Below are 25,582 nucleotides of genomic sequence, written 5' to 3'. Positions count from 1 at the left end.
CGACTTAAGGTCAACGCCGCATTACCCGTGGGTTATCCACAAGTCATCACGAGAGCTGGTGAATTCCTGTGGCAGCACAAACCGGGAACAGGGGCTCCGGTCTGCGGTTCAGTCCGTGGAACCTCCTGTTGATCATTCCGTTCTGGATCCTCCTGACTCCCCTGTACAACCGGGAGGACCCCGCCTTGTTCGGAATGCCCTTTTTCTACTGGTTCCAGTTCGTCGGCATCGCCATCGGGGTCGCCTGCACCACGCTCGTGTACCTCGGGACGAGGAACAAGCCGGCAACCGCGCCACCAAGCGAGCCCGCCGACGTCGACGACCTCGACGGGGGGAACGCGCGATGAACGACCTGCAGTGGCCGGAGCTGGTCGTCTTCAGCGCGTTGTTCCTGCTGGTCACCGTCCTCGGTTTCCTGGCGTCGCGGTGGCGGGCCGGTTCGACGCTGGACCACCTGGACGAATGGGGACTCGGCGGCCGCAAGTTCGGGTCGTGGATCACGTGGTTCCTGATCGGCGGTGACCTCTACACCGCGTACACGTTCGTCGCCGTGCCCGCGCTGCTCTTCGGGGCCGGGGCGATGGGTTTCTTCGCGCTGCCGTACACGGTCCTCGCCTACCCGCTGGTGTTCCTCCCGCTGCTGCGCCTGTGGTCGGTGTCGAGAGCCCGCGGGTACGTCACACCCGCCGACTTCGTACGCGGCCGCTACGGCTCGCCGCTGCTGGCGACCTTGATCGCGATCACCGGCATCGTGGCGACCATGCCCTACATCGCGCTACAGCTCGTGGGGCTCGAGGCGGTGCTGCGGACGATGGGGTTCAACGCGGGTGGCTTCCTCGGCCACCTACCGCTGCTGATCGCCTTCCTCATCCTCGCCGTCTACACCTACCAGTCGGGTCTGCGGGCGCCCGCCCTCATCGCGTTCGTCAAGGACCTGCTGATCTACGTCGTCATCCTCGTGGCCGTGATCTACCTGCCGATCAAGCTGGGCGGCTGGGACACGATCTTCAGCTCCGCCGAGGAGAAGTTCGCCGCGACGGAGTCGGCGACCGACGGCCTGCTGCTGAACTCCGACAACCAACTGCAGTACGCGACGCTGGCGCTGGGCTCCGCACTCGCGCTGTTCCTCTACCCGCACTCGGTGACGGGCGTGCTCGCCTCGCGCGGCCGCGACGTGCTCAAGCGCAACATGTCCGCGCTGCCGGCCTACTCGCTGCTGCTCGGCATGCTGGCCCTGCTCGGTTTCGCCGCCATCGCGGCCGGCACCGAGGCGATCACCAACCAGGCGACCGGCAACCCGGACACGAACACCATCGTGCCGAAGCTTTTCGACGACCAGTTCCCCGCGTGGTTCGCCGGCATCGCCTTCGCCGCGATCGGGATCGGCGCGCTGGTGCCCGCGGCGATCATGTCGATCGCGGCGGCGAACCTGTGGACGCGCAACATCTACAAGGAGTTCCTCAAGCGCGACGCCACCCACGCCGAGGAGGCCAGGCAGGCCAAGCTCGCGTCGCTGGTGGTGAAGTTCGGCGCGGTGGCGTGCATCGTGTTCATCGACCCGCAGTTCTCCATCGACCTGCAGCTGATCGGCGGGGTGATCATCCTGCAGACCCTGCCCTCTGTGGCGATCGCGCTCTACACGCGCTGGCTGCACCGGTGGGGCCTCGTCGCGGGCTGGATCGCCGGACTCGGCTGGGGCCTGATCCTGCTCTACAACATCCCGAACCCCGCAACGGGCAAGGCGCATTTCGGTGGGTCGGCCCTCGCGCTGGACAAGCTGAACATCTTCGGCTGGCAGCCGTTCGCGGGCTCGACGGTGCAGATCTACGTCGGCATCGTGGCGCTGGTCGCCAACCTGCTCGTGGCCGTGGTGGTGACGGTGATCGCGCGGCGGCTGAGGGTTTTCAACGGCACCGACACCACGGTGGACGCCGACTACCACGTCGACGAGCACGACAAGGACCTGCGCCCGATCGCCGCGACTCACTGACCGGAGGGAACGCAGTCGGCGAGCCGGCGGCGCAGCAGTCTGCGCTGTGGTTCGGAGCCCGGCAGCGCCAGTGCCGCGCGGTAGCACGCGGCGGCCCTGCCGGGCTCCCCCGCCCGGAACCACAACTCGCCCAGCGCGGCGGGCAGCAGCCGGTACCCGGCGAGGCGGGGATCTTGTTGGAGGCGTTCCAGCTCCGTGATCCCGGCCCTCGGTCCGCGCACCATCGCCAGCGCGATGGCCCGGTTGAGCCGGACGACCGGCGAGGGGCGCAGTTCCACGAGCCGCTCGTAGAGGCTCAGGATCCTCGGCCAGTCGGTGTCGCCCGCGACGTGACACAGCGCGATCGCGGCCTCCACGTGGTAGGCCGTGAGTTCCGTGCCCGTGCAGGCGGCGCCGAAGGTCCGGGTGCCCTCGGCGATCATCGCGTGATCCCACTTCGAGCGGTCCTGTTCCGCGAGCAGCAGCACGTCTCCGGCGTCGTCCACGCGCGCGGGCAGTCTGCTCGCCTGCAACAGCAACAGGCCGACGAGCGCCCGCGCGTCCGGCAGGTCGGTGCGCGGGTCGGCGAGCAGCAGCCTGCCGAGCCGGATCGCCTCGCCGCAGAGCTCACCGCGCACGGCCTCGTCGCCGCTCGTCGCGTCGTACCCCTCGGTGAACAGCAGGTACAGCACGGAGAGCACGCTGTCGACGCGCCCGGGCAGCTCCTCGGGCGGCGGGAGTTCGAGCGGTCCCGCGCCGCGCAGCCACCGCTTCGCCCTTGCGAGCCGCTGCGCGACGGTCGCCGGTTTGGTCAGCAGCGCCGAGGCGATCTCGTTCACCCCGAGCCCGCCGACGGTCTTGAGCGTGAGCGCCACCTGCGAGGTCTGCGGCAGATCCGGATGGCAGCACAGCAGGATCATCGCCAGCTCGGCGTCGCCGCTCCGCTCGGTCTCCGGGTCGAGCGCGGCGAGCAGCGGCAGCTTCGCCCGCAAGGTCTGCTCGCGGCGAAGCACGTCGAGGGCCCGGTTGCGAGCCGCCCGGAACAGCCAGCCGCGCGGGTTCCTCGGCACGCCGTCGTGGGGCCACGTACGCAATGCCTGCTCGATCGCGTCGGCCACAGCCTCCTCGGCGAGGTCGAGCCTCGCGGGCCCGAGCGTGCGGGCCAGCGTGGCGACGATCTGTCCGGCGCTGTGCCGGAACAGATGCTCCACCACGCCGGCCGGCCCGCCCATGCTCAGGCCTCGCAGCCGTTCTCGCCGAGCTTGCGCACCTCGATCGGCCCGAACCGCAGGTGCGGGTGGGTGCCGAACAGCTTCTCCGCCTGGTCGAGGTCGTCCGCCTCGATCACGATGAAGCCGCCGACGACCTCGGTCGCCTCGGTGTGCGGGCCGTCGGCCGACGCGAGCACTCCGTCGGTGACCCGTACGACACGGCTCTGGCTGTGGGACAGCCCGCTGCTGATGACGAGCCTGCCCTCCTTCTCGAGGTCGTCGCTCCAGGCGAGGTACGCCTCGAGCGTGCGCTGCGCCTCGTCAGGGCTCAGTCCGGCGTGCGAGTCCTCGGCATTGCGGATGAATCCGACGTAACGGGGCATGGTGCCTCCTCAATCTCGATGCTTGTCGACGGTCACCCGGCAGACGAACGAGGACAACGGAAATCGACACGGCTAGCGTGACATCCATGAGCGAGCAGGTGAGCAGGTTCGGCGTCGTCGAACCGGAGGAGCTGCCGGAGGACCTGCGCGAGCGCATCGGCGCGATCGCCGAGAAGTCGGGCTTCGTGCCGAACATCTTCCGCGCGCTCGCGCGCAGGCCTGACGAGCTGCGGGCGTTCCTCGACTACCACGACGCGCTGATGAACCGCGCCGAAGGACTGAGCAAGGCGGAACGGGAGCTCGTGGTGGTGGCGACGTCGGGCGCCAACCACTGCACGTACTGCGTGGTGGCCCACGGCGCCATCCTGCGGATCCGTTCGAAGGACCCGGAGCTGGCCGACCGCGTGTCCAGCAACCCGTGGCAGGTGGAGCTCGACGAACGCGGCCGGGCGATCGTCGACCTCGCCCTCGCGCTGGCGCACGACTCGGCGAAGTTCGGGGAGCGGCACCTCGCGGCGGCGCGTGAGGCCGGGCTGACCGACGACGAGATCTGGGACGTCGGCTCGATCACCGCGCTGTTCGCGATGTCGAACCGGCTGGCCCACCTCACCGCGCTGAAGCCGAACCCGGAGTTCTACACGCTGGGCCGGTAGGGCGGACGCGCCTGCTGGTTCCCTTCCCGCTGCTCGCGACGGAAAGAGCCATCAGGCCCGCCCTAGCCTCGTGCGCCAGACCTCGGAGACGAGGTCCTGCCCCCAGCTTCGGTGCTCCTCGGCGCTTTCCAGTTCGAAGCCCGCTTGCCGGTAGATCGCGCGTGCCGCGGTGAGGTTGCTCTGTGTCCACAGCTCCATCGAGCGGTAGCCGGAGCGGCGGGCGAACTCGACGCACTCGGCGACCAGCCGCTTGCCGACTCCGTGCCCCCGCGCGCTCGGCTCCACCAGCAGCAGGCGCAGCTTGGCCGTGTCCGCGTCACTGCCTTCGACGCAGAAGACCGATCCGACCGGCTCGCCGTCCAGTTCGGCGATCCAGCCGGCCTGCCGTGCGGTGCCCTCGGCCCCGACGTACTCCGCGACGATCCCGGCAACGAGCCCCTCGAAGCCGGCGGTGAAACCGTACTCCTGGGCGTAGAGCTCGCCGTGCCGCTGCACCACCCAGCCGTAGTCGCCGGCCCTCGGCGGCCGTAGCACCAGTGTGGGATCGGCGCGATGCTCGCCGAGCAGCCTCGTGATGGTGCCCATCGCGGCGAGCAGGCGGCGCTGGTCGGCCTCGGTGAGCCTGCCGAGCAGCTCCCCGATCTGGGTGTCGGTGTTCTGCTCCAGGGTGGCCTGGGTCTTGCGGCCCAGTTGGGTGAGGCCGACGGTCTGCCTGCGGGCGTCGCTCTCGGAGCGCTCGCGCACGAGCAGCCCCTTGCCCTCGAGTTTCGCGAGTAGCCTGCTGGCGTAGCCCGCGTCGAGATCGAGGCGCTTGCGCAGCTCCGGCACGTCGTGGACGTCCTGCTGGGCGAGCTCGTAGAGCACGCGGGCCTCGCTGAGCGAGAAGTCCGACCCGACGAGCCCCTCGTCGAGGACCCCGATCACCCGCGTGTAGAGCCGGTTGAAGGCGCGGACACCGGCGATCCGCTCCGGGTCGGTATTCATTGACCACCTCAACAACTTCGTTGACTATGTCAATAATAACGGCAAAAAAAGAGGCCGGAAAAATGGAAACCCCGTGATGCTGCCAGGTCGGGGGTCCGCCAGCATCACGGGGTCATGGGGGGTATCGACAGCGCCTTCGCCGGCGTTACACCCTGGGTTGATTGTAATTCAGGTCACACGCGCGGTGAGCGCTCGTAGCGGGGGCGTGTCTGCGCGATGGCGATGAGCTCCTGGCGCATGGTCGCGGTCGCGGCGTTGTCGATCGCGCGGTTGATCGCTCGGCGGGTCCGGTTCTCGGCACGGCGGGCACGAAGGCGGGCGGCGATGTTGTTCATCGGTTTTGCGGCATCCCCTTAGGGGTCTCGTCGGTTGGCCGGTACGCATCCCATTATGTACCTTTTTTCACAAAGTCGCCAGCGATCATCCGGTGAGATGGCTTACTCGCCGAAAGATCGTAGGTGACGGAGGTCATTCTCCGATCAGGATTGACCGCTAGCCTTGTCTACCTTTCTATAGTCGCGGAGCTAGAAAGCTGTAGAAGGCTCAATCGTCGACGCGGCTGAGTAGGTACTGGCCGAAGTGCGGCACCGTGAAGGCGATGTGCCCGCGCTCCGCGGAGTAGACGAGCCCCTTCTTCATCAGGCTGTCCCTCGCCGGCGAGAGCGACGACGGCTTGCGGCCGAGGAAGACGGCCACGTCCGACGTCCCCGCGCTCTCGTCCCGGCCCTGGGTCAGCTCGGCCATCGCGCGCAGGTACTCCCGCTCGGCAGGTGTCGCCCGCTCGACGCGTGAGCCGAAGAAGCCCACCGCCAGTTCGGCCTCGGCCTCGGGCGCAGCGACCCGCACGTCCTCCTCGGTGATCGGGTTCGACGGCGCGGCGTCCCACGCGGCCTTGCCGTACGCCTGCACGAAGTACGGGTAGCCGCCAGAGGCCGTGAACAGTTCGTCGAGCGCCTTGGGGGCGATCTCCGCCTCCTCCCGCTCGACGGGTGCGAGCACGGCCCGGTCGGCGTCTCCCCTGCTCAACCGGTCGATGCGCGTGTAGCGGAAGAGCCGCTCCGAGTACGACTTCGATGCCGAGAGCACGGCGGGCACGTGCGGCAGGCCCGCACCCACCACCACCAGCGGGGCGCCGGACTGCGACAGCTCGTGGCACGCCGCGCACAGCGCCGAGACGTCCTGCGGCACCAGGTCCTGGATCTCGTCGATCAGCAGCGCGACCCCGGTGCCGACATCGGTGGCCAGCTCGGCGACGTCGGTGAACAGCTCCACGAGGTCGATCTCGATGTCGCCGGAGTCGGCTCTGCCCTGCGCCGGGGGCACGTCGATGCCCGGCTGCCAGCGATCGCGCAGCTTCGCGTCCGGCTTGTTGGCCTTGAGCGCGAACGCCTTGAGCACGGCCAGCACCTCGTCCACCCGTTCGGGTGCCCGGTGCCGCACGGCGAGGTCACGGATCGCTCTGTGCAACGCGGCCGAAAGCGGCCTGCGCAGTTCGGCGTCGGGGCGCGCCTCGACCTTGCCCGCGCCCCAGCCACGCCGGATCGCCATCGAGCGCAGCTCGCCCAGCAGCACGGTCTTGCCCACGCCGCGCAGTCCCGTCAGCATCAGGCTGCGCTCCGGCCTGCCACGCGCGACTCGCTCCAGCACCACTTCGAACGCCTGGAGCTCGCGCTCCCGGCCTGCGAGCTCCGGTGGGCGCTGCCCTGCGCCCGGGGCGAACGGATTCCGCACGGGGTCCATCGCTACGACACTATTGGGTTCTCTAGCGCGAGACCGATATTGCGCGAGAAACGGTTATCGGCGTGTCCCGCGCGGACAGCTCCGGTTCGCCTGCCTGTCACCCACGCGTGCGAGCGTCGCCACGTGACCATGACGAAACGGACACTCGCGGTGCTCGCGACCGGGCTGGTGGCGATAGTCGCCTTCACCGGCGTCGCCACCGCCAAGCCGAAGCACAAGACCTTCGACATCCAGGCCCACCGCGGTGGGTTGGGGCTCACCGTGGAGGGCACGCTGGCCGCGTTCTCCAAGGCGCTGACGCTCGGCGTCACCACGCTGGAGCTCGACATCCAGATCACCCGCGACGGCCGCGAGGTGATCACCCACGACCGCAGGATCAATCCGGCGAAGTGCGCCGACACCGCGCCGGTGACACCGGGCGACCCCCAGTACCCGTACGCGGGCAAGTACATCAAGGACCTCACGTTCGCCCAGGTCCGCACGCTCGACTGCGGCTCACAGCGGCAGCCGAACCACGCCGACCAGGAGCTCTCCCCCGGCGCGAAGATGCCGACGCTGGCCGAGCTGTTCGCGCTCGTGCGCAAGCACCGCGCGTGGCACGTCGAGTTCAACATCGAGACCAAGGTCGAGGCCGCGGCGCCGCACGAGACCGCTCCGCGCGAGCAGTTCGTCGACCGCGTGGTGCGGGAGGTGCTCCGCTCGGGCTTCGCCCGCAACGTCTCGATCCAGAGCTTCGACTGGGGCGCGCTCATGCTGGTGCGGGAGCGGGCGCCGTGGCTGCCGGTGGTCGCGCTGACCCAGCCGGAGTTCCTGCAGGTCGGCCAGCCGGGGGAGTCGCCGTGGCTCGGCGGGCTCGACATCGACGACTTCGGCGGGAGCCCGGTGCGCGCGGTGAAGTCGTTCGGCGCGAGCGCGCTGTCCCCGGTGCACGGCAACCCGCAGGGCGGCTCGGTGACCGACCCCGACTACGTCCCCTTCACGACGAAGGCGCTGGTCGACGAGGCGCACCGCGCCGGGCTGAAGGTGATCCCGTGGACGATCAACGACAAGGCAACCATGCACAAGCTGATCGACGACGGGGTGGACGGGATCATCACCGACTACCCGGACCGGCTGCGCGAGGTGGCGGAGGAGCGCGGGTTCAAGCTCCCGAAGTCGTATCCGCTTCGCTAGCCCTTTCTAGCGTGGACGCTAGAAATCCGTAGATGGGTGAAGACGGCGAGTAGTGGGTAGTTTCCTGGCGCACTGCTTCTCCTCGTCAAGGAAGGTCGCGATGATTCTCCGTCGAGTGGCGCGCCCGCTCCTCGCCTCCATCTTCATCTCCGGCGGCATCAACGCTCTGCGGGACGCCGAGGGCCACGCGCAGGCAGCCAAGCCGCTGGTCGACAAGACCGTCGCGCCGCAGGCCGACTCGTTGCCCGACCAGGTGCCGACCGATCCGGTGAGCCTGGTGAAGATCGATGCCGCGGTGAAGATCGTCGGTGGGACGCTGCTCGCGCTGGGCCGGATGCCCAGGGTGTCAGCACTGATGCTGCTCGGCAGCCTCGTGCCCACGACCGTCGCCGGCCACCCGTTCTGGGAGGAGAAGGACTCCGAGCAGCGGCAGGCGCAGCTGGTCGAGTTCCTCAAGAACGCGGGTCTCGCGGGCGGACTCCTGCTCGCCGCGGCCGACACCGAGGGCAAGCCGTCCGTGGCGTGGCGCGCGAAGAAGGCCGCGCACGAGGCCGTGGATCAGGTGCAGGACACGGCGAGCACCGTGCAGCGCAGGACGGGCAAGGCGACCGGCAGGGCCACGAAGGCCGTCGACAAGGCGACCGGCAAGGCCACCAAGGCCGTCGAGTCCGCGCTCTCCCGCTGACCGCGCCCAGCGCGAGTTTCGGGATGGCTGACGTGGCGGAACCCTCCTGCGCCCGCCCGCGGACCTATTTGCTGGCCACCCTGCGGTACCGCGCGGTGGCCAGCGGAGCGAAGATCGCGATGATCGCCACCGAGCTGAGGATCGCGTAGAGCGCCGCGTTCTCGGCGGGCCAGCCCGACGGCAGTGGCCACCCGGCCGGGCTCGCGTTGCCGAAGAGGTCGCGTGTGGCGTTGACGGCCGCCGTGAACGGGTTCCAGTCGGCGATCGTGCCCAGCACACCGGGCAGGCTCTCCTGCGGCACGAAGGCCGAGGAGACGAACGTCAGTGGGAACATCCAGATAAGGCCCGCGCTGTTGGCGACCTCGACGCTCGGCGTGATGAGCCCGATGTAGGCGCCGACCCACGACAACGCGAACGCGAACAGCAGGATCATCAGGTAACCGAGCACGGCGTCCAAGGCGCTGCCGCGGATCCGCCAGCCGATCAGCAGGCCGCACGTCGACATCACCACCAGCACGACGACGCTCAGCACCTGGTCGGCGGTGGTCCGCCCGAGGATCACCGCGAAGCGCGACATCGGCAGCGAGCGGAACCGGTCGATGATGCCCTTCTGCAGGTCGTTGGCGAAGCCGATGACGGTGTAGGAGGAGTTGAACGCCACGGTCTGCGCGAAGATGCCCGCGATCAGGAACTCGCGGTACTCCACGCTGTCGCCGCCGGGACCGCCGATGGCGCCGCCGAAGACGTAGGCGAACATCAGCACGAACATGATCGGGAACACCGTGGCCCCGAGCAGCCACTCGGGGTTGCGCCGCACGTTCATCACGTTGCGCCAGGTGATGACGCCGCTGTCGGAGAACACCTTGGCCAGAGCGGTCACGACGGCACCTCCTCGGTCGTGCCGTGCCCGGTGAGCGAGAGGAACACGTCGTCGAGCGTCGGCCGGTGCAGCGCCGCGTCCTGCACCACCACGTCCAGCGCGTCGAGCCTGCGCAGCGCCTCGACCAAGGCCTTGGTGCCGGTGTCCACCAGGACCTCGACGCGGCGCGAGCGTTCGTCGGCCGCGGGCTCACCGCTGCCGACCTCGGCGAGTACGCGCACGGCGAGCGGCACCTCCTCGGCGGCGGCCACGACGAGTTCGAGCCGTTCGCCGCCGATCTGGTTCTTGAGCTCGTCGGGGGTGCCCCTGGCGATGACTTTGCCCCGGTCGATCACCACCACGGAGTCGGCCAGCCGGTCGGCCTCCTCCAGGTACTGCGTGGTGAGCAGCACGGTGGCGCCGGTGGCGACGAGCTGTTCGATGACCTCCCACATCTCGATCCGGCCGCGCGGGTCGAGCCCGGTGGTGGGCTCGTCGAGCACCACGACGCTCGGCTCGGCCACGAGCGCGCCCGCGAGGTCGAGCCTGCGCCGCATGCCGCCCGAGTAGCCCTTCGCGGGCCGGTCGGCGGCCTCGTCGAGGCGGAATCGGGCGAGCAGCTCGCGCGAGCGCTTGCGCGCCTGCGGTTTGCGCTGCCCGTAGAGCCGGGCGACCAGGTAGAGGTTCTCGAAGCCGGTGAGGTTCTCGTCCACCGCCGCGTACTGGCCGGAGAGCCCGATCGAGCGCCGCACGCCGTCGGGGTCGGTCAGCACGTCATGCCCGGCCACCTCGGCCTCACCCGAGTCGGGCAGCAGCAGGGTGGTGAGGATGCGGACCGTGGTCGTCTTGCCCGCGCCGTTCGGCCCGAGGAGGCCGAGTACCTGCCCGGTGGGGATCTCCAGGTCCACGCCGTCGAGTGCCCGGGTGGTGCCGTAGTGCTTGACGAGGCCGCGTGCCCTGACCGCGACTCCCTTGTCGGTGTCGGACATCACGCCAGACTAGGAGCGCCCCCCGACAAAAGTCGTGCGATTCCGCCGTGCGCGAACTACCTTTCCAGAATCGCCGTGATCCCCTGGCCCCCCGCCGCGCAGATCGAGATGAGGCCCCGGCCGGATCCCTTCTCCTGCAACAGTTTCGCGAGCGTGCCGACGATCCGGCCCCCGGTCGCAGCGAACGGGTGTCCCGCGGCGAGCGAGGAACCGTTGACGTTGAGCTTGTCGCGGTCGATGGAGCCGAGCGGCTCGTCGCGGCCGAGTCGTTCCTTGGCGAACGTCGGGTCCTCCCAAGCCTTGAGCGTGGCGAGTACCTGCGAGGCGAACGCCTCGTGGATCTCGTAGAAGTCGAAGTCGCCGAGCGTGAGCCCGGCGCGGTCGAGCAGCCGGGGCACGGCGTACGCGGGCGCCATGAGCAGGCCCTCCTCGCCGTGGACGTAGTCGACTGCCGCCGTCTGCGAGAAGGTCAGGTACGCCTGCACCGGCAGGTTGTGCTCCTTGGCCCACTCCTCGGTCGCGAGCAGCACCGTCGAGGCGCCGTCGGTGAGCGGCGTCGAGTTGCCCGCCGTCATCGTGCCTTCCGGCCCGCCGTAGACGGGCTTGAGCTTGGCGAGTTTCTCCGGGGTCGAGTCGGGGCGCAGGTTCTGGTCGCGGGTGAGGCCGAGGTACGGCGTGACGAGGTCGTCGAAGAACCCGCGTTCGTAGGCTGCGGCGAGCTGTTGGTGGCTGGTCGCCGCGAGCTCGTCCTGCTCCTCGCGCGTGACCTCCCACGTGTTGGCGGTGAGGGACGCGTGCTCGCCCATCGACAGGCCCGTGCGCGGTTCCGCGTTGCGCGGGATCTCCGGCACGATGTGGCCCGGCCGGATCTTGGCGAGGAGCTTGAGGCGGTCGCCGAGCGACCTGGCCGCGTTGAGCCGCACCAGCAGCCTGCGGAGGCTGTCGTTGACGGCGAGCGGGGCGTCGCTCGTGGTGTCGACGCCGCCCGCGATGGCCGAGTCGAGCTGCCCCAGCGCGATCTTGTTGGCGACGTTGACGATCGCCTGCAGGCCCGTGCCGCAGGCCATCTGCACGTCGGAGGCCGGCGTGGCGGGCGAGAGCCTGCTGCCGAGCACGCACTCCCTGGCGAGGTTGAAGTCGCGCGAGTGCTTGAGCACCGCGCCGGCCGCGACCTCGCCGAGCCGCTCGTCCTGCAGGGAGAAGCGGCTGACCAGCCCGTCGATGGCCGCGGTGAGCATGTCCTGGTTCGACGCGTTCGCGTAGGGACCGTTGGAGCGGGCGAACGGAATCCGGTTGGCTCCGATGATCGCGACCTTGCGCACTGTCTGTGCCTTGCTTCGCCTGCTGCCGGTGCTCGTCCTGCGTGCCTTCTCCGGCTTCTGCGCTGAGGTCATGGCTCCTCCTGGTCAGCGTTCACGCACCCACTGGCGAGTGTAACCTACTCGCGAGTAGGTTAGGCTGGCGGTGCACAATCGGCACGGGAGGCAATCCGATGGCTGACAGGTATCAGCGGTTCACCAGGACACCGGTCGGGAAGTTCGTGGTGCCGAGGCTCGGCCTGCCGAACCCACCGACCCTGCGTCGCTACCGGCCGGGACAGCCCGCTCTCGATGGTCCCGCACTTCTCGGCAGCGCGCCCGGTGGCAGGCTCGAGAAGGTACTCACCACCCAGCTCGGCGCGATCGGGCTGGACGTCCACACCGCCGCGGCCGACGACGTGCGCTACGGCGCGCTGGTCTTCGACGCCACGGGCATCACCGAGCCCGCAGCGCTGCGCGAGCTGCACCGCTTCTTCCACCCGGTGATCCGCCGCATCGCCGCCAACGGGCGCGTCGTGGTGCTCGGCACCCCGCCCGAGCAGGCGCAGGGCCGCGAGCACATCGCGCAGCGCGCGCTCGAAGGGTTCACCCGCTCCGTCGGCAAGGAGCTCAAGCGCGGTGCCACGGCGCAGCTCGTCTACGTCGGCGAGGGAGCCGAGGACGCGACCGAGTCGACTCTGCGGTTCCTGCTCTCCGCGAAGTCGGCGTTCGTCGACGGCCAGGTGATCCGGATCGGCACGGGCGGCGTCACCACGGCGCGGGCGCCGGAGAGCTGGGAGGAGCCCCTTGCCGGCAAGGTCGCGCTGGTGACGGGCGCCTCGCGGGGCATCGGCGCCGCGATCGCCGAGGTGCTCGCGCGCGACGGCGCGCACGTGGTGGCGCTCGACATCCCCGCGCAGGGCGGCGACCTCTCCTCCGTCGCCAACAGGATCGGCGGCTCGGCGCTGCAACTCGACATCACCGCCGTCGACGCGCCCGCCAAGCTCGCCGAGTACCTCACCCAGCGCCACGGCGGCGTCGACGTCGTCGTCCACAACGCGGGCATCACCAGGGACAAGACGCTCGGCAACCTCAGCGACAGCGCGTGGGACGCCGTGCTGAACGTCAACCTCGTGGCCCAGCTCGCCGTCAACGACACGCTGCTCGCCGAGAAGGTACTCAAGGAGAACGGCCGCATCATCGGCGTCTCCTCGATCGCGGGCATCGCGGGCAACCTCGGCCAGACCAACTACGCCACCAGCAAGGCGGGGGTGATCGGGATGGTCCACGACGGCACGCCGAGGCTCGCCGAGTACGGCGGCACGATCAACGCCGTCGCCCCCGGTTTCATCGAGACGCAGATGACCGCGGCGGTTCCGGTGGTGATCCGCGAGGTCGGGCGGCGGCTGTCGAGCCTCGCCCAGGGCGGCCTTCCCGTGGACGTCGCCGAAACCATCGCCTGGTACGCCAACCCCGGCTCCTCGGCGGTCAACGGCAACGTCGTGCGCGTGTGCGGCCAGGCGTTCCTGGGGGCGTGACATGACGGTCAAGGAGCTCACCGAGGCGCCGAGCCTGTCGAAGCTGTACCCGAAGGCGGTGGTCGGCGGCCTGCGCAAGGCGGGTGGCGAGACCCTGCCGGAGATCGAGTACGTGCGCGCGGGCGTGGTCGCCGACCCGGCGCACGTCGCCGCGTACAACCAGGTGTGCGGCTTCCGGCTCACCGACGAGCTGCCGGCCACCTATCCGCACATCCTCGCTTTCCCGTTGCAGGTGGCGCTGATGTCGGAGCAGGAGTTCCCGTTCCCGCTGCTGGGCATGGTGCATGTGGCCAACCGCATCACCCAGCACCGCCCGGTGCGCATCGGCGAGGAACTGACGCTGCGGGTGCGGGCGGAGCACCTGCGCCCGCACGAGAAGGGCAGGCAGTTCGACGTCGTCAGCGAGGCGATCGCGGGCGGCGAGACGGTGTGGACCGACGTGAGCACGTACCTGCGGCGGGGCGGCGGGTCCGGTTCGGGCGGCAGGAAGGAGCAGCTCGCGGCGCCGTCGGCGGACGCGATCTGGCACGTGCCGTCCGATATCGGGCGCCGCTACGCCGAGGTGTCGGGCGATCGCAACCCGATCCACCTGTATCGGCTCACGGCGAAGCTGTTCGGCTTCCCGTCGGCGATCGCGCACGGCATGTGGACCAAGGCCCGCAGCCTCGCCGCGTTCGAGGGCAGGCTGCCCGGCGCCTACACCGTCGACGTGCGGTTCAAGCTGCCCGTGCTGCTGCCCGCGAAGGTCGCGTTCACGACCTGGCGGACCGATGAGGGGTGGGCCCTGGAGTTGTGGAACGCGCGCAAGCCAAAGCCCCATCTCGAGGGCACGATCACGACTCGGTAGGCCGCCAGACCTCGCCCTCGACCAGGTCGTTGAAGCCGAGCCAGATCAGGTTCATCAGCCACGACGCGAGCACCCCGTCGGAGACGTCGGAGTGGTCGAGCCACCAGTCGGCGAGCGACTCGGCGGCGCCGACGAGCGCGGCGGCGAGCCCCTCGCCGGAGAACTCGGCCTGCTCGGCGAGCCCCTTGCGGGCGCCAGCGGAAACGACGAGCCCGGACACCAGCTCGATCGCCTTGCTGCGCAGCGCGTCGACCTCACCCGCGAACGGGCCGCCCACGGTCAGTGCCTGCCGGTGCAGCACCGTCCATGACTCGCGGTACTCGGCGACGAACCCGTAGAACGAGCGCAGCCCGTGCCACAGCTGCATGTCCGGCGGGACGTCCGGTTTGATGCCGGTCTGCACGGCCTGCAGCAGCCTGCCCGCCTCGCGGCGGATGCAGTGGATGAACAGGTCCTCCTTGGCGCCGAGATAGCTGTAGATCATCGGCTTGGACACGCCCGCGACGTCGGAGATCTCGTCCATTGACGCGGAGTGATAGCCGTGACGCGAGAACACCGCCACCGCGGCGTCGAGAATCTGCTTCTCCCGCACCGCTCGGGGTAGCCGTTTAGCCCGTTCGGGCGAGCGTCTTACGTCCTCGGTCACCAGAACCTCCTGTCCTCCCGGAAACGCTACCCGGCAGGGAGGTTCCGCTCGGTTTGCCGCCTTATCTACCGCTGAGTAACCTTACGCCGTGTCCTCGGAAAGCGTCCTGGACGACTTCGCTCGCAGCATCGACGTGCGGGCGCTGAGCACCGAGCAGTTCGTTCAGCTGCTCGAAACCCTCCACATGTTGGACACGGCGGGCGCGGGGGTGTCGCTCACGTCGTTGTCCACGGAGGTGCTCGCCGGAATCGTCGGCCGGGCCTCGAAAGAACAGATCAAAGGAATCGCGCAGCACCCGGAATTGCGCGCGGTTTTTCTCGACGAGATCTTCAGGCGAATGTCCGATCATTTCCTGCCGCAGAAGGCTCAGCACCTGAGCATCGTGGTCGGCTGGCGCTTTCCGGACGGCTCCGAGGATTTCGACCGGTTCCAGACGGTGATCGAGGACGGCCGGTGCGTTTCGAGCGCCGACTGCGCCCGGACCGCGGACACGACGATCACGGTGGCCGTGGAGGATTTCATCAGGATGGCGACGGGCAACGCCGCCGTGGCCACGATGTTCGTGACCGGCAAGGTCAAGGTGAAGGGCGAGTACGCGCCGGCGGTGCGGTTCAGCAGCTACTTCGACATACCCAAGGGCGCGTAGGTCACTGCGAGTCGATGATCATGCGCGGCGGCGGGTCCTGGTCGCCCTTGTTGTCGCCGACGACCTCGCTGTCGACCACGATCACCCGGCCCTGCGCCGGGTAGCCGAGCGGAGCGCGCTTCTCGATGCGGCGCACCCACGCCTTGCGCACCACCGCACGCGTCGGCGGCAGCAGCAACAGCAGGCCGAAGACGTCGCTCACGAAGCCCGGGATCAGGATCAGCAGCCCGCCGAGGCCCACGAGCATGCCGTTGGTGACCTCGGCGTGCGGGGACCGCCCCGACCGCGCGGTGGCCATGAACGCGCGTGCTGCCTTGCCCCCCTCGCGGCGGGCGAGCCACGAGCCGAGGAAGGCCCCGGCCAGCAGCACACCGAGCGTGGGCAGGAACCCGATCAGCGAAGCGACCGCCCACACGGCGGCCACCTCGGCGACCAGGTACAGCAAGAACACGACGGCCATACCCGGACAACGCGTGAGTCGGCCCTTTTGCTCCCGCGCTGCGCGCTGAATGGATAACGTCACCCCTCGTGAGCGGGATCTTCACCTGGGACGTGCTGCGCTTCGTGGTGGTCGGCGCGCTGATCGTGGCGGCGCTGATGATCATCAGGGTCGGCGCGAAGCGCGGCCGGTGGTCTCGGCCCTGGGCGGTGCTGTTCGCCCTGGCACGCGTGCTCGAACGGCTCTCGAAGCTCGTGCCTTCGGGCATCGCGGCGTCGGTGCTCGGCTGGCTCCTCGTGGCCGTGCTCGTGGCGAGCGGCACCGCGGCCGGGCTGCTGTGGCTGCTCGGCTGGCCCCGGTTCCCCGCCGCGAGCGAGTTCGGGGTCGCGCAGACCCTGGAGCTGCTCAAGATCGCGCTCGCGGTGGTCGCCGGCTTCGGCGGGGTGGTGCTGCTCGCTCTCAACCTGCGCAAGCAGCGGGTGGCGGAGGCCCAGCACGACCTGGAGGTCGAGCGGGGCGACCGCGAGCAGACGCAGGCCTTCAACGAACGCTTCGGCTCCGCAGCCGAACAACTCGCCCACGAGAACGCCGCCGTTCGCATCGCGGGCATCTACGCAATGGCCGGCCTCGCCGACGACTGGACCGACCAGCGACAGGTGTGCGTCGACGTCCTGTGCGGCTACCTGCGGCTGGCGGAGGACGAGAACGCCGAGTCCGAACGGGAGGTCCGCGACACCGTGCTGCGCGTGATCCGCGACCGGCTGGCGCGGTGGGGCGGCGTCGCCCTCGACTTCACGGGCGTCACCTTCGTCGACGCGGACTTCAGCGGCCTCACGTTCAGCGGCGACGTGACGTTCGACCGGGCGAGCTTCACCGGCGCGCTCACGTCGTTCGAGAAGACGACCTTCAACGGGCTGCTGAGCTGTCACGGCACCACGTTCTCCTCGGAACGGACGAGTTTTCGCTCCGCCTACTTCGGGAAAGCGCGAGCGGAGTTCGTCGGCGTGGAGTTCGGCGGCAAGGTCATCGACTTCTGGCGCATGGAGTTGCACGGGCAGTGCATCGACTTCTACCGCACCAGGTTCGACCAGCAGCAGCTGGACTTCTCGGGAGCGCTGGTCAAGGCGGGGACGTTGCGGTTCGACCGGTGCGAGTTCGCCGACTCCCGGCTGGACCTCTCGCTGGACTACGAATTCGAGGACTTCGGCGGCACCTTCGGGTTGAACCAGACCAGCATGGGGCAGGTGGTGGTCGAAGGCTGCGGCTTCGAGCGCTGCTCCGTCGAGCTGCGGGACCTGCACTGGGCGCCGTCGTACCTGTGGCTCATCGACACCCGCTTCGAGGCGTGTGAGCTGGGGCTGCCCGCGGGGCCCACAGAGAGGCTGCGTCCCTGGCTCAACGCCCGCGAGGTGGAACTTGTCGACACGGATCTACCCGAGGCGCACGTACGCAGGCGGCACCCGGACGCCGCGGCCCACCCGTAGGCGGGCCGCGGCATCGGGGCCTAGTAGGTGATCGCCACGGCCGGATCGGCGAGCAGCGCGCCGACGTCGGCGAGGAACTGCGAGCCCTGCTGACCGTCGATCACCCGGTGGTCGAAGCTCAGCGACAGCTGCATCACCTTGCGCACGGCCAGCTCGCCGTCCACCACCCACGGCATGTCGCGGATGGCGCCGACCGCCAGGATGGCCGACTCGCCGGGGTTGATGATCGGCGTGCCGGTGTCGACGCCGAACACGCCCACGTTGGTGATCGTGAACGTGCCGTTCACCATCGCCTCCGGCGGCGTCTTGCCGTCCCTTGCCGTGGCGGTCAGCTCGTCGAGTGCCCTGGCCAGCTCCACCAGCGACATCGCGTCGGCGTCCCGGATCTTCGGCACCACGAGCCCGCGCGGGGTGGCCGCGGCGATCCCGAGGTGCACGTAGTCCTTGTAGACGATCTCGCCAGCTTCGCCGTCCCACACCGCGTTGACGTCCGGTGTCCTGCGCGCGGCGAGGCACACGGCCTTGGCGGCGAACGCGAGCGGCGTGAGCTTGACGCCCGCGAACGCCGGGCTCGTCTTGAGCTTCTCCCGCAGCTCCATCATCGGCGTGACGTCGACGGTGAGGAACTCCGTGACATGCGGGGCCGTGAACGCGCTCGCGACCATCGCCTGCGCGGTGGCCTTGCGGACGCCCTTGATGGGCACCCTCCGCTCCCGGTCCCCGGTCGGCACCGGCTCCGGTGCCGAGGGCTCCGCCGCCCGCCGCACGTCCTCGCGCGTGATCACGCCGCCCTCGGCAGAGCCGACGAGCTCGCGCAGGTCGACGCCCAGTTCCTTGGCGAGCTTGCGCACGGGCGGCTTCGCGAGGGGGACGTACCCGCCGCGAGGCGGTGCCGCGGCTCCGTTCACGGCTTCCACCGGTGGGGCCTCGACCGGTGCCGGCTCGACCGCCGTGGGCTCGGACGCGGCTGCCTTGCGCGGGCGGCGCTTGGCGACCACGTTCTTCGAGCCGTAGCCGACGAGGGGCTTCATCTCCTCCTCGGCGGCCTGCCGCGGTGCGGGCGCGGACCCGTTGGCGGCCGCGGCGGGCGCCTCGGCGCCGTGCGGGTCGACGTCGACCGTGAGAATCGGCGTGCCGACCTCCACCGTCTGCCCCGGCTCCACGAGCAGCTCGGTGACCACACCGGCCCACGGGATCGGCAGCTCGACAGCGGCCTTCGCCGTCTCGATCTCCACGACGATCTGGTTGACCTGCACCTCGTCGCCGGGCTTCACGCGCCAGCCGAGGATCTCCGCCTCCGTCAGCCCTTCCGCGGTGTCGGCAAGGGGGAACTGCTTGTACTCGGGCATACCCTCCCCCTCACCAGTCCAGCGCGCGGTCGACGGCGTGCAGCACCCGGTCGAGGTCCGGGAGGAAATGCTCCTCCAGCTTCGACGGCGGGTACGGCGTGTCGAACCCGGTCACGCGCAGCACCGGCGCCTCCAGCGAGTAGAAGCACTCCTGCTGGACGCGGGCGGCGATCTCCGAGGTCAGCGACGACTCGGCTGATGCCTCGCTCACCGTGATGAGCCGTCCGGTGCGGCGCACCGACTCGAACACCGGCTCGAGGTCGAGGGGCGAGAGCGTGCGCAGGTCGATGACCTCCAGCGACCGGCCCTCCTCCTCGGCCGCGGTCGCGGCGTCGAGGCACACCTTCACCGAAGGCCCGTAGGCCACCAGGGTGGCCGCGTCACCGCGGCGCAGCACCCGTGAGGCGAACAGCGGGTCGGGCGTGGCGGCGGTCTCGACCGGCGCCTTGAGCGCACCCGAGTGGTAGAGCCGCTTCGGCTCGAAGAACAGCACGGGGTCGTCGGCGGAGATGGCCTGCTGGATCATCCAGTACGCGTCCACCGGGTTCGAGCACGAGACGACCTTCAGCCCCGCGATGTGGCTGAACAACGACTCCGGCGACTCGGAGTGGTGCTCGACAGCGCCGATCCCGCCGCCGAACGGCACCCGGATGACGATGGGGACCTTGACCTTGCCCTGTGTGCGGTAGTGCAGCTTCGCGACCTGGCTGGAGATCTGGTCGAAGCCGGGGAAGATGAACCCCTCGAACTGGATCTCGCACACCGGCCGGTAGCCGCGCACCGCGAGGCCGACCGCGGTGCCGATGATCCCGGACTCGGCGAGCGGCGTGTCCAGCACCCGGTGTTCGCCGAAGTCCTTCTGCAGGCCATCGGTGATGCGGAAGACGCCGCCGAGCTTGCCGACGTCCTCGCCCATGACGATGACCTTGTCGTCGGCCTCCATCGCCCTGCGCAGGCCGAGGTTGAGCGCCTTTCCGATCGTGAGGTTCTGCACGCTCGACGTCGGAGTGTCTACTGTGGATTTCACGGGAGCCGCCATCAGTGCTCACCCGCCCCGAAGCCCGCGAGGTAGGAGAGGTACTCCTCGCGCTGGGCCTCAAGCACCGGCGAGGGCTCCGCGTACACGTTGGCGAAGACCCGCTCCGGCGGCGGTTCCGGCATGTTGAAGCAGTAGTCGCGCAGCTCGGCGGCGAACCGGTCGGCCTCGGCCTGTACCTCGTCGAAGAACTCCTGGTCGGCGCTGCCCGTGCGCGCCAGGTGCACGCGGACCCGCTCGATGGGGTCCTTGTGCTTCCACACCTCGAGCTCGTCGGAGAGCCGGTAGCGCGTGGGGTCGTCGGTGGTGGTGTGGGCGTCCATGCGGTAGGTGAACGCCTCGATCAGCACCGGACCGTTGCCGTGCCTGCACTCCTCGAGCGCCCAGCGGGTGACGGCGAGGCAGCCGAGCACGTCGTTGCCGTCGACGCGGATGCCGGGGAAGCCGTAGCCCCGCGCGCGCTGGTAGAGCGGCAGTCGCGACTGGCGCTCCGTCGGCTCGGAGATGGCCCACTGGTTGTTCTGGCAGAAGAACACGAGCGGCGCGTCGTAGACCGCGGCCCACACGAAGCCCTCGTGCACGTCGCCCTGGCTGGTGGCTCCGTCGCCGAAGTAGCAGATGGTGGCCTCGGCGGTCTCGTCCGCGTCGGCTCCGCCCACCTTGCCGTCGAACTTCTGGCCCATCGCGTAGCCGGCGGCGTTGAGGACCTGGTTGCCGATGACGATCGTGTACGGATGGAAGCGGTGCTGCTGGAAGTCCCAGCCGCCGTGGTCAGTGCACCGGAAGATGCCCAGCAGCTCGCGGAAGTCGACGCCGCGCGTGTAGGCGACGCCGTGCTCGCGGTAGCTGGGGAACGCCATGTCGCGCGGCTTGAGCGCGCGGCCGGAGCCGACCTGTGCGGCTTCCTGCCCGAGCAGCGGAACCCAGATGCCCAGCTGGCCCTGGCGCTGCATCGCGTTCGCTTCCCGGTCGGCGCGGCGGACCAGCACCATGTCGCGGTAGAGCCCGCGCAGTGCCTCGGCGTCGATGTCGGCGACATAGGGGTCGAACATCGCCGACGAGACGCGCTCACCTTCGGGAGTCAGGAGCTGAGTGAGCTCAGCACCGCCTTCTGTAGTTGCTCGCAAACCCGCAATCACCTGTTCTGGGGTCGGTTCCGCCGCTGTCGCGGCCGGTCCGGCGCCAGGCTCCGGGCGCGTCCACTGTTCGGGGGACGGCATGCGCTATCTCCTTGGGATCGTGCCGCGCAGCCGCTTGTGGCGGTCGCTACGGCGCACCGGCGGCCACCGTTCGCGTCTCGGGTCCGAGCGCTCAGGTATCCGTCGGCGGTGACGGTTCACGTCGTCATCCTGGCACGAACCGGCCGGTTCTGGAGAGGCCCCGAGTCCGTTTCGTTGCCCCGAATCTGCTGTTGAGCTGCGGAAACGCTTGGAAGACCGACCATGTGCCCGCCGAAATTCGGTGGTGCGAACGGGCGTTAACCAGCCCTTCGCCGGAGACCCGGCCGTTCGCCGGTGGCGTGGCAATACCAGCCGGTACACCCACTGTGACGTGTGCCACAAAGCTTTCGTGCCACGATCAGGGGCATGGACGAGCGACTGGTGCGGGAGACGGTAAGGAACCTGTGGGCGCGAGAGGCACTGGCCGGCCTCTCCGAGTTCGTCGCCATCCCGGCGCTCTCCCCGGCCTTCGACGCCGACTGGCCGAGAACCGGCCATCTCCACGCCGCCGTCGAACATCTGCGGGCCTACCTCGCCGAGCGGCCCATCGCCGGAGCGAAGGCCGAGGTCGTGGAGCTACCGGGGCGTACCCCGGTGCTCCTGCTCGACGTTCCGGCGCGCGCGGCCACCAACCCGGAGACCGTGGTCGTCTACGGCCACCTCGACAAGCAGCCCGCGGCGGGAACGTGGTCGCCTGGACTCGGGCCGTGGACGCCCGTGGTGAAGGACGAGAAGCTCTACGGCCGCGGCGCGGGCGACGACGGCTACGCCGGGTACGCGGCGGCCACGGCGCTGGAGGCGCTGCACGCGGCGGGCGGCAGGCACGCGCGCACGGTGGTTCTGCTGGAGACCGGCGAAGAGTCGGGCAGCCCCGACCTCGCCGCCTACCTCGAACACCTCGCCGGGCGGCTCGGTCGCGTCGGCCTCGTGGTGTGTCTCGACACCTCGGGCGCCGACTACGAGCGGCTCTGGCTCGCCACGTCGCTGCGCGGTATCGCTTTCCTCGACCTCACCGTCCGCGTCCTCACCTCAGGGGTGCACTCCGGGCACGGCAGCGGGCTCGTGCCCAGCAGCTTCCGCGTGCTGCGGGAGCTGCTCGACCGCATCGAGGACCCGCGCACGGGCCGGATGAAGTTGCCCGAACTCGAGGTGGCGGTGCCCGCCGACCGGCTCGCCGAGATCAGGGTCGCCGCCGAGGAGGGGTTCCTCGCGCCGCAGCTGCCGCTCGCCGACGGGGTCCGCTACGTCACCGACGACCCCGTCGAGCTGGTGCTCAACAACACCTGGCGCACCACGCTCTCGATCACCGGGGCCGACGGGCTCCCGCCGATCCTCGACGCGGGCAACGTGCTGAGGCCGTACACGAGCCTCAAGCTGAGCTTCCGCCTGCCGCCCACCGTCGACGCCGGGTCGGCGCTGCAGGCCATCGAGAAGGCGCTCACCACGGACGTACCATTCGGCGCGCAGGTGGAGCTGGCGAGGGCCGAGGCCGCCGATGGCTGGAACGCCACGCCGAGGGCGCCGTGGCTGGAGTCCACATTGGACGAAGTGAGCGCCGACGTCTTCGGCAAGCCCTGGCGGGCGCTCGGGCTCGGTGGCACCATCCCGTTCCTCGGCCTGTTCGGGCGGGCCTACCCCGACGCGCAGTTCGTCGTCACCGGGCCGCGAGGCCCCGGGAACAACGCGCACGTGCCCGACGAGTGGCTGCACCTCGAGCAGACCGAGCGGGTGACCGAGGCCGTGGCGCGCATCCTGCACGCGCACGCGACGGCCTGAACGAAAGGAGAGGGATGGCAACCGGATCGGCGCAGTCGCGGCTGTGGCACCCCTTCGCCAACATGGCGGAGGTCAAGGACGACAAGTTCGTCGTGGACCGCGCCGAGGGCGTGTGGCTCTACGACCGCGACGGCAAGCGATACCTCGACGGCACCGCGGGGCTCTGGTACTGCAACGTGGGGCACGGGCGCACGGAGATCGTCGACGCCGTCGCCGCGCAGATGCGACGGCTCGACAACTACTTCACGTTCAACGACTACTCCAACGAGCCCGCAGAGGAGCTCGCGCGGCGGCTGTCCGGCCTCGCGCCCATGGACGAGGCGAAGATCTTCCTGACCACGGGCGGCGGCGAGTCCATCGACACCGCGGCCAAGCTCGCGCGGCTGTACTGGGCGCGCCGGGGTGAGCCCGAGCGGACCCACCTGATCAGCAGGCGGCAGTCCTACCACGGCACGAACGGCCTCGGCACCAGCATCGCGGGCATCGAGGGCAACCGCGACGGCTTCGGCCCGCTCGTCGCCGAGGCCACACGCGTCGCCTACGACGACGCCGAGGAGCTGCGGGCGGCGATCGAGCGCATCGGCCCGGAGAAGGTGGCCGCCTTCTTCGCGGAGCCCGTGATCGGCGCGGGTGGGGCTCGGCCGCCGGAACCCGGCTACCTGGAGGCGGTGGCGAAGATCTGCGCAGAGCACGACGTGCTGTTCATCGCCGACTCGGTGATCGGCGGCTTCGGCAGGCTCGGCGGCTGGTTCGGGGTCGAGCGCTGGGGCCTGCGGCCGGACATGATCACCTTCGCCAAGGGCGTCACGAGCGGGTACCTGCCGCTGGGCGGGGTCGCCGTCTCGGCAAGGGTGTCGGACGTCTTCTGGGAGGCGCCGGGCGCCGCGTTCATGCACGGGCCGACGTACTCGGGGCACCCGAGCGTGGCCGCGGCGGCACTGGCGAACCTGGACATCCTGGAGCGGGAGAACCTGCTGGCGCGCTCGCGGGAGCTGGAGAAACCGCTGCACGACGCGTTGCTCCGGCTGGCGGACCACCCGGCGGTGGCCGAGGTGCGCGGCGGCACCGGGCTGATCGGCGCCGTGGAGATCGACGCCGCTGTCCTCGCGGGCGACAGGGGCCTGATCACGCGCACGCAGAAGGCGATCCGTGAGCGCGGGGCGATCGTGCGTGTGCTGTGCGGCAACACGCTGGTGGTCTCCCCACCGCTCACGATCACCGAAGCCGAGCTGACCCTGCTGGCCGACACGATCGAAGCCGGCATCAACGGAGCCCTCACCGCGTGAGCGAACTGCCCCCCAAGGCCACCTTTGGTGCGTTGAACGCAACAAAGGTGGCCTTGGGGGCAGGTGGGCTAGTGGGCTAGGGGTTGGCTTTTTGGAACTCGAACTGCTTGGCCGCGTCGGAGGTGAAGTTGTACTTCAGCGTGGCCAGGCCGAAGGGCTTGCTCGGGTCCACCGAGAACAGCGTCGTCGAGCGAGGCGGGTTGCGCTTCGCCGCGGTGCCGTAGGTGTAGTCGCCCGTGAGCCCGTCGAAGGACACCGTGCCGATCTGCTCGCTGGCCTTCATGATGCCGTCACGCGAGAGGTCACCGTTCTCCACGGCCTTCTCCAGCACCGCCGTCATCGCGCGCGCCTGGTTGTAGCCGAACGCGAAGTAGTAGTCCGGCTGCTGCTGCGGCGCGTACCGCTCGACGTCGTCGATCATCTGCCGCATGCCGGGCACCGAGGTGTCGCCCCATTCCGTGCCCTCGGCGGCGATCGTCACGTACTGCCGCAGGTACGGCGCCACGGCCGACTTCGCCAGCGCGCCCACGAAACTCGGCGACTGCGCGTACCACTTCGGCCCGAACCGCGCCTGCGCCGCCGTGCCCCAGATCTTGCCCGCGTCGGTCGGCGTCGCCGTCAGGAACACCATCTCGCAGCGGGCCGCGGCCAGCGCACCGATCTGCCCCGCGTAGTTCTCGGTGCCCACCTTGAACTTCTGGGTGTTGGCCACCGTGAAGCCGAGCCGCTCCGCCGCGAAGTCGACACCCTCCTGGCCCGCCTCGCCGTAGACGTCGTCCTGCACCATCGTGCAGATCCGCGACTGCCGGTTGCCGCCGCCCTCCGTGAGGTAGTGCTGCAGCGAGTTGATCGCCTGGATCTGGTACGGCGCCCCCACCGGCAGCAGGTGTTGTTCCCGCACCCAGAACGCGTCGAGCGACGCCGGTGCGGCGAGCATGTTGTCAGAGTCGAGCAGCGGCAGCACCGCGAGCGTCGGCGCCGTGCCGAGTACCTGGGTGAACGCGACGACGTCGCTCTTCACCTTGTTGTACTGCTGCACGGTGACGTCGGGCTTGTACTGCGTGTCCTCCTGGACCAGCTCCACCTTGTACTTGCCCGCGACGCCGCCCTTGGCGTTGAGCGCGTCGAACCACACCTTGTTGCCCTCGGTCAACGGCTGGCCGATCACCGCGATGGGACCGGAGAGCGGGCTCAGCACGCCGAGCTTGATCGTCGTGCCGTCGAAACCGGCTCCGCTGGCGGGCTCGCCAGCCTGCCCGCCGCCGGTATCGCCCTCGTCACCGGCACCGCCGCACGCGGCCACCAGCAGCGCTGTGCCAGCCAGCGCCACCCCGTATCGCCAGGATCTCCACCGCTTCGCGTACATGACGA

General features: G+C 69.8%; 25 protein-coding genes. 11 read left to right on the top strand and 14 right to left on the bottom strand.

Going from position 1 to position 25,582, the window contains the following annotated elements:
- Nucleotides 1–128 precede the first annotated feature (128 nt).
- Both FCN18_RS01270 and mctP read left to right on the top strand, forming a co-directional pair.
- Nucleotides 129–347, top strand: a complete 219-nt coding sequence (locus FCN18_RS01270; protein WP_323808342.1) for a DUF3311 domain-containing protein — start codon at nt 129–131, stop codon at nt 345–347.
- Nucleotides 344–1,990, top strand: a complete 1,647-nt coding sequence (gene mctP, locus FCN18_RS01265; protein WP_113641088.1) for a monocarboxylate uptake permease MctP — start codon at nt 344–346, stop codon at nt 1,988–1,990. The genes FCN18_RS01270 and mctP overlap by 4 nt, the downstream gene beginning before the upstream one ends.
- On the opposite strand, the gene FCN18_RS01260 is transcribed toward mctP, so the two are convergent.
- Nucleotides 1,984–3,201: an RNA polymerase sigma factor gene (locus FCN18_RS01260; RefSeq protein WP_113641089.1), complete on the bottom strand. Its 1,218-nt coding sequence runs from the start codon at nt 3,199–3,201 to the stop codon at nt 1,984–1,986. The genes mctP and FCN18_RS01260 overlap by 7 nt on opposite strands.
- Nucleotides 3,202–3,203: 2 nt before the next feature.
- Nucleotides 3,204–3,563 (bottom strand): YciI family protein, encoded by a 360-nt coding sequence (locus FCN18_RS01255; RefSeq protein WP_112265712.1) that lies wholly within the window; start codon nt 3,561–3,563, stop codon nt 3,204–3,206.
- Nucleotides 3,564–3,649: 86 nt separating this feature from the next.
- Between FCN18_RS01255 and FCN18_RS01250 the strand changes: the two genes are divergently transcribed.
- The gene (locus FCN18_RS01250; RefSeq protein WP_112265710.1) at nt 3,650–4,216 is read left to right on the top strand and encodes a peroxidase-related enzyme; all 567 of its coding nucleotides are present in this window, start codon (nt 3,650–3,652) and stop codon (nt 4,214–4,216) included.
- A 51-nt stretch (nt 4,217–4,267) separates the two neighbouring features.
- Here FCN18_RS01250 and FCN18_RS01245 read toward each other — a convergent pair whose 3' ends face one another.
- From FCN18_RS01245 to FCN18_RS01240, 3 genes are all read right to left on the bottom strand, one after another.
- Complete coding sequence (locus FCN18_RS01245; protein ID WP_137092840.1) at nt 4,268–5,200, bottom strand: bifunctional helix-turn-helix transcriptional regulator/GNAT family N-acetyltransferase; 933 nt, start codon at nt 5,198–5,200, stop codon at nt 4,268–4,270.
- 173 nt (nt 5,201–5,373) lie between these two features.
- A complete protein-coding gene (locus FCN18_RS39430) occupies nt 5,374–5,535 on the bottom strand; it encodes a hypothetical protein (RefSeq protein ID WP_170200489.1) in 162 nt (53 codons plus the stop codon).
- A 208-nt stretch (nt 5,536–5,743) separates the two neighbouring features.
- Nucleotides 5,744–6,940: an ATP-binding protein gene (locus FCN18_RS01240; protein ID WP_112265707.1), complete on the bottom strand. Its 1,197-nt coding sequence runs from the start codon at nt 6,938–6,940 to the stop codon at nt 5,744–5,746.
- 129 nt (nt 6,941–7,069) lie between these two features.
- Between FCN18_RS01240 and FCN18_RS01235 the strand changes: the two genes are divergently transcribed.
- Together FCN18_RS01235 and FCN18_RS01230 are read left to right on the top strand one after the other, a co-directional pair.
- On the top strand, nt 7,070–8,113 hold the full coding sequence (locus FCN18_RS01235) for a glycerophosphodiester phosphodiesterase family protein (RefSeq protein ID WP_137093314.1): 1,044 nt from the start codon (nt 7,070–7,072) through the stop codon (nt 8,111–8,113).
- A 100-nt stretch (nt 8,114–8,213) separates the two neighbouring features.
- The gene (locus tag FCN18_RS01230; protein ID WP_112265702.1) at nt 8,214–8,798 is read left to right on the top strand and encodes a DoxX family protein; all 585 of its coding nucleotides are present in this window, start codon (nt 8,214–8,216) and stop codon (nt 8,796–8,798) included.
- Nucleotides 8,799–8,862: 64 nt separating this feature from the next.
- Here the strand turns inward: FCN18_RS01230 and FCN18_RS01225 are convergent, their stop codons facing one another.
- The 3 genes from FCN18_RS01225 to FCN18_RS01215 are packed head-to-tail and all read right to left on the bottom strand — an operon-like array spanning nt 8,863 to nt 12,040.
- Entirely contained in the window at nt 8,863–9,678 is an 816-nt protein-coding gene (locus FCN18_RS01225; protein WP_112265700.1) for an ABC transporter permease, read from the bottom strand.
- Nucleotides 9,675–10,646, bottom strand: coding sequence for an ATP-binding cassette domain-containing protein (locus FCN18_RS01220; protein WP_112265698.1), 972 nt, complete (start codon nt 10,644–10,646; stop codon nt 9,675–9,677). Before FCN18_RS01220 ends, FCN18_RS01225 begins: the two co-directional genes overlap by 4 nt.
- Nucleotides 10,647–10,702: 56 nt before the next feature.
- Nucleotides 10,703–12,040, bottom strand: coding sequence for an acetyl-CoA C-acetyltransferase (locus FCN18_RS01215; RefSeq protein WP_137092838.1), 1,338 nt, complete (start codon nt 12,038–12,040; stop codon nt 10,703–10,705).
- A gap of 98 nt (nt 12,041–12,138) precedes the next feature.
- On the opposite strand from FCN18_RS01215, the gene FCN18_RS01210 reads away from it, so the two are divergent.
- Nucleotides 12,139–13,482: a 3-oxoacyl-ACP reductase gene (locus tag FCN18_RS01210; protein WP_112265694.1), complete on the top strand. Its 1,344-nt coding sequence runs from the start codon at nt 12,139–12,141 to the stop codon at nt 13,480–13,482.
- Nucleotide 13,483: 1 nt separating this feature from the next.
- The gene (locus FCN18_RS01205; protein WP_112265692.1) at nt 13,484–14,329 is read left to right on the top strand and encodes a MaoC family dehydratase; all 846 of its coding nucleotides are present in this window, start codon (nt 13,484–13,486) and stop codon (nt 14,327–14,329) included.
- On the opposite strand, the gene FCN18_RS01200 is transcribed toward FCN18_RS01205, so the two are convergent.
- Nucleotides 14,316–14,975 carry a TetR/AcrR family transcriptional regulator gene (locus FCN18_RS01200; protein WP_112265690.1) on the bottom strand — a complete coding sequence of 220 codons (660 nt, stop codon included), beginning with the start codon at nt 14,973–14,975 and terminating at the stop codon, nt 14,316–14,318. The genes FCN18_RS01205 and FCN18_RS01200 overlap by 14 nt on opposite strands.
- Nucleotides 14,976–15,063: 88 nt before the next feature.
- Between FCN18_RS01200 and FCN18_RS01195 the strand changes: the two genes are divergently transcribed.
- Complete coding sequence (locus FCN18_RS01195) at nt 15,064–15,621, top strand: SCP2 sterol-binding domain-containing protein (protein WP_228713556.1); 558 nt, start codon at nt 15,064–15,066, stop codon at nt 15,619–15,621.
- Between the two features lies 1 nt (nt 15,622).
- On the opposite strand, the gene FCN18_RS01190 is transcribed toward FCN18_RS01195, so the two are convergent.
- Nucleotides 15,623–16,081 carry an FxsA family protein gene (locus tag FCN18_RS01190; RefSeq protein ID WP_113641094.1) on the bottom strand — a complete coding sequence of 153 codons (459 nt, stop codon included), beginning with the start codon at nt 16,079–16,081 and terminating at the stop codon, nt 15,623–15,625.
- A 68-nt stretch (nt 16,082–16,149) separates the two neighbouring features.
- Here FCN18_RS01190 and FCN18_RS01185 point away from each other — a divergent pair, with 68 nt between their 5' ends.
- Nucleotides 16,150–17,544, top strand: a complete 1,395-nt coding sequence (locus FCN18_RS01185) for a pentapeptide repeat-containing protein (protein WP_137092836.1) — start codon at nt 16,150–16,152, stop codon at nt 17,542–17,544.
- Between the two features lie 20 nt (nt 17,545–17,564).
- On the opposite strand, the gene FCN18_RS01180 is transcribed toward FCN18_RS01185, so the two are convergent.
- From FCN18_RS01180 to pdhA, 3 genes are read right to left on the bottom strand one after another with little or no spacing between them, the layout of a single operon-like run.
- Nucleotides 17,565–18,893: a dihydrolipoamide acetyltransferase family protein gene (locus FCN18_RS01180; RefSeq protein ID WP_112265684.1), complete on the bottom strand. Its 1,329-nt coding sequence runs from the start codon at nt 18,891–18,893 to the stop codon at nt 17,565–17,567.
- Nucleotides 18,894–18,903: 10 nt separating this feature from the next.
- Nucleotides 18,904–19,932, bottom strand: coding sequence for an alpha-ketoacid dehydrogenase subunit beta (locus tag FCN18_RS01175; protein WP_137092834.1), 1,029 nt, complete (start codon nt 19,930–19,932; stop codon nt 18,904–18,906).
- Nucleotides 19,932–21,149, bottom strand: coding sequence for a pyruvate dehydrogenase (acetyl-transferring) E1 component subunit alpha (pdhA, locus tag FCN18_RS01170; RefSeq protein WP_112265680.1), 1,218 nt, complete (start codon nt 21,147–21,149; stop codon nt 19,932–19,934). Before pdhA ends, FCN18_RS01175 begins: the two co-directional genes overlap by 1 nt.
- 366 nt (nt 21,150–21,515) lie before the next feature.
- On the opposite strand from pdhA, the gene FCN18_RS01165 reads away from it, so the two are divergent.
- Together FCN18_RS01165 and FCN18_RS01160 are read left to right on the top strand one after the other, a co-directional pair.
- A complete protein-coding gene (locus FCN18_RS01165) occupies nt 21,516–22,925 on the top strand; it encodes a M20/M25/M40 family metallo-hydrolase (protein WP_137092832.1) in 1,410 nt (469 codons plus the stop codon).
- 14 nt (nt 22,926–22,939) lie between these two features.
- A complete protein-coding gene (locus FCN18_RS01160; RefSeq protein WP_228713554.1) occupies nt 22,940–24,211 on the top strand; it encodes an aminotransferase family protein in 1,272 nt (423 codons plus the stop codon).
- 76 nt (nt 24,212–24,287) lie between these two features.
- Here the strand turns inward: FCN18_RS01160 and FCN18_RS01155 are convergent, their stop codons facing one another.
- A complete protein-coding gene (locus FCN18_RS01155) occupies nt 24,288–25,577 on the bottom strand; it encodes an ABC transporter substrate-binding protein (protein WP_137092830.1) in 1,290 nt (429 codons plus the stop codon).
- Nucleotides 25,578–25,582 lie beyond the last annotated feature (5 nt).

This window comes from Prauserella endophytica (assembly GCF_005146945.1).
Lineage (GTDB): Bacteria > Actinomycetota > Actinomycetes > Mycobacteriales > Pseudonocardiaceae > Prauserella_A > Prauserella_A endophytica.
Note: the sequence above shows the minus strand (reverse complement) of the source record. Positions and strands in the feature narration are given on the sequence as shown.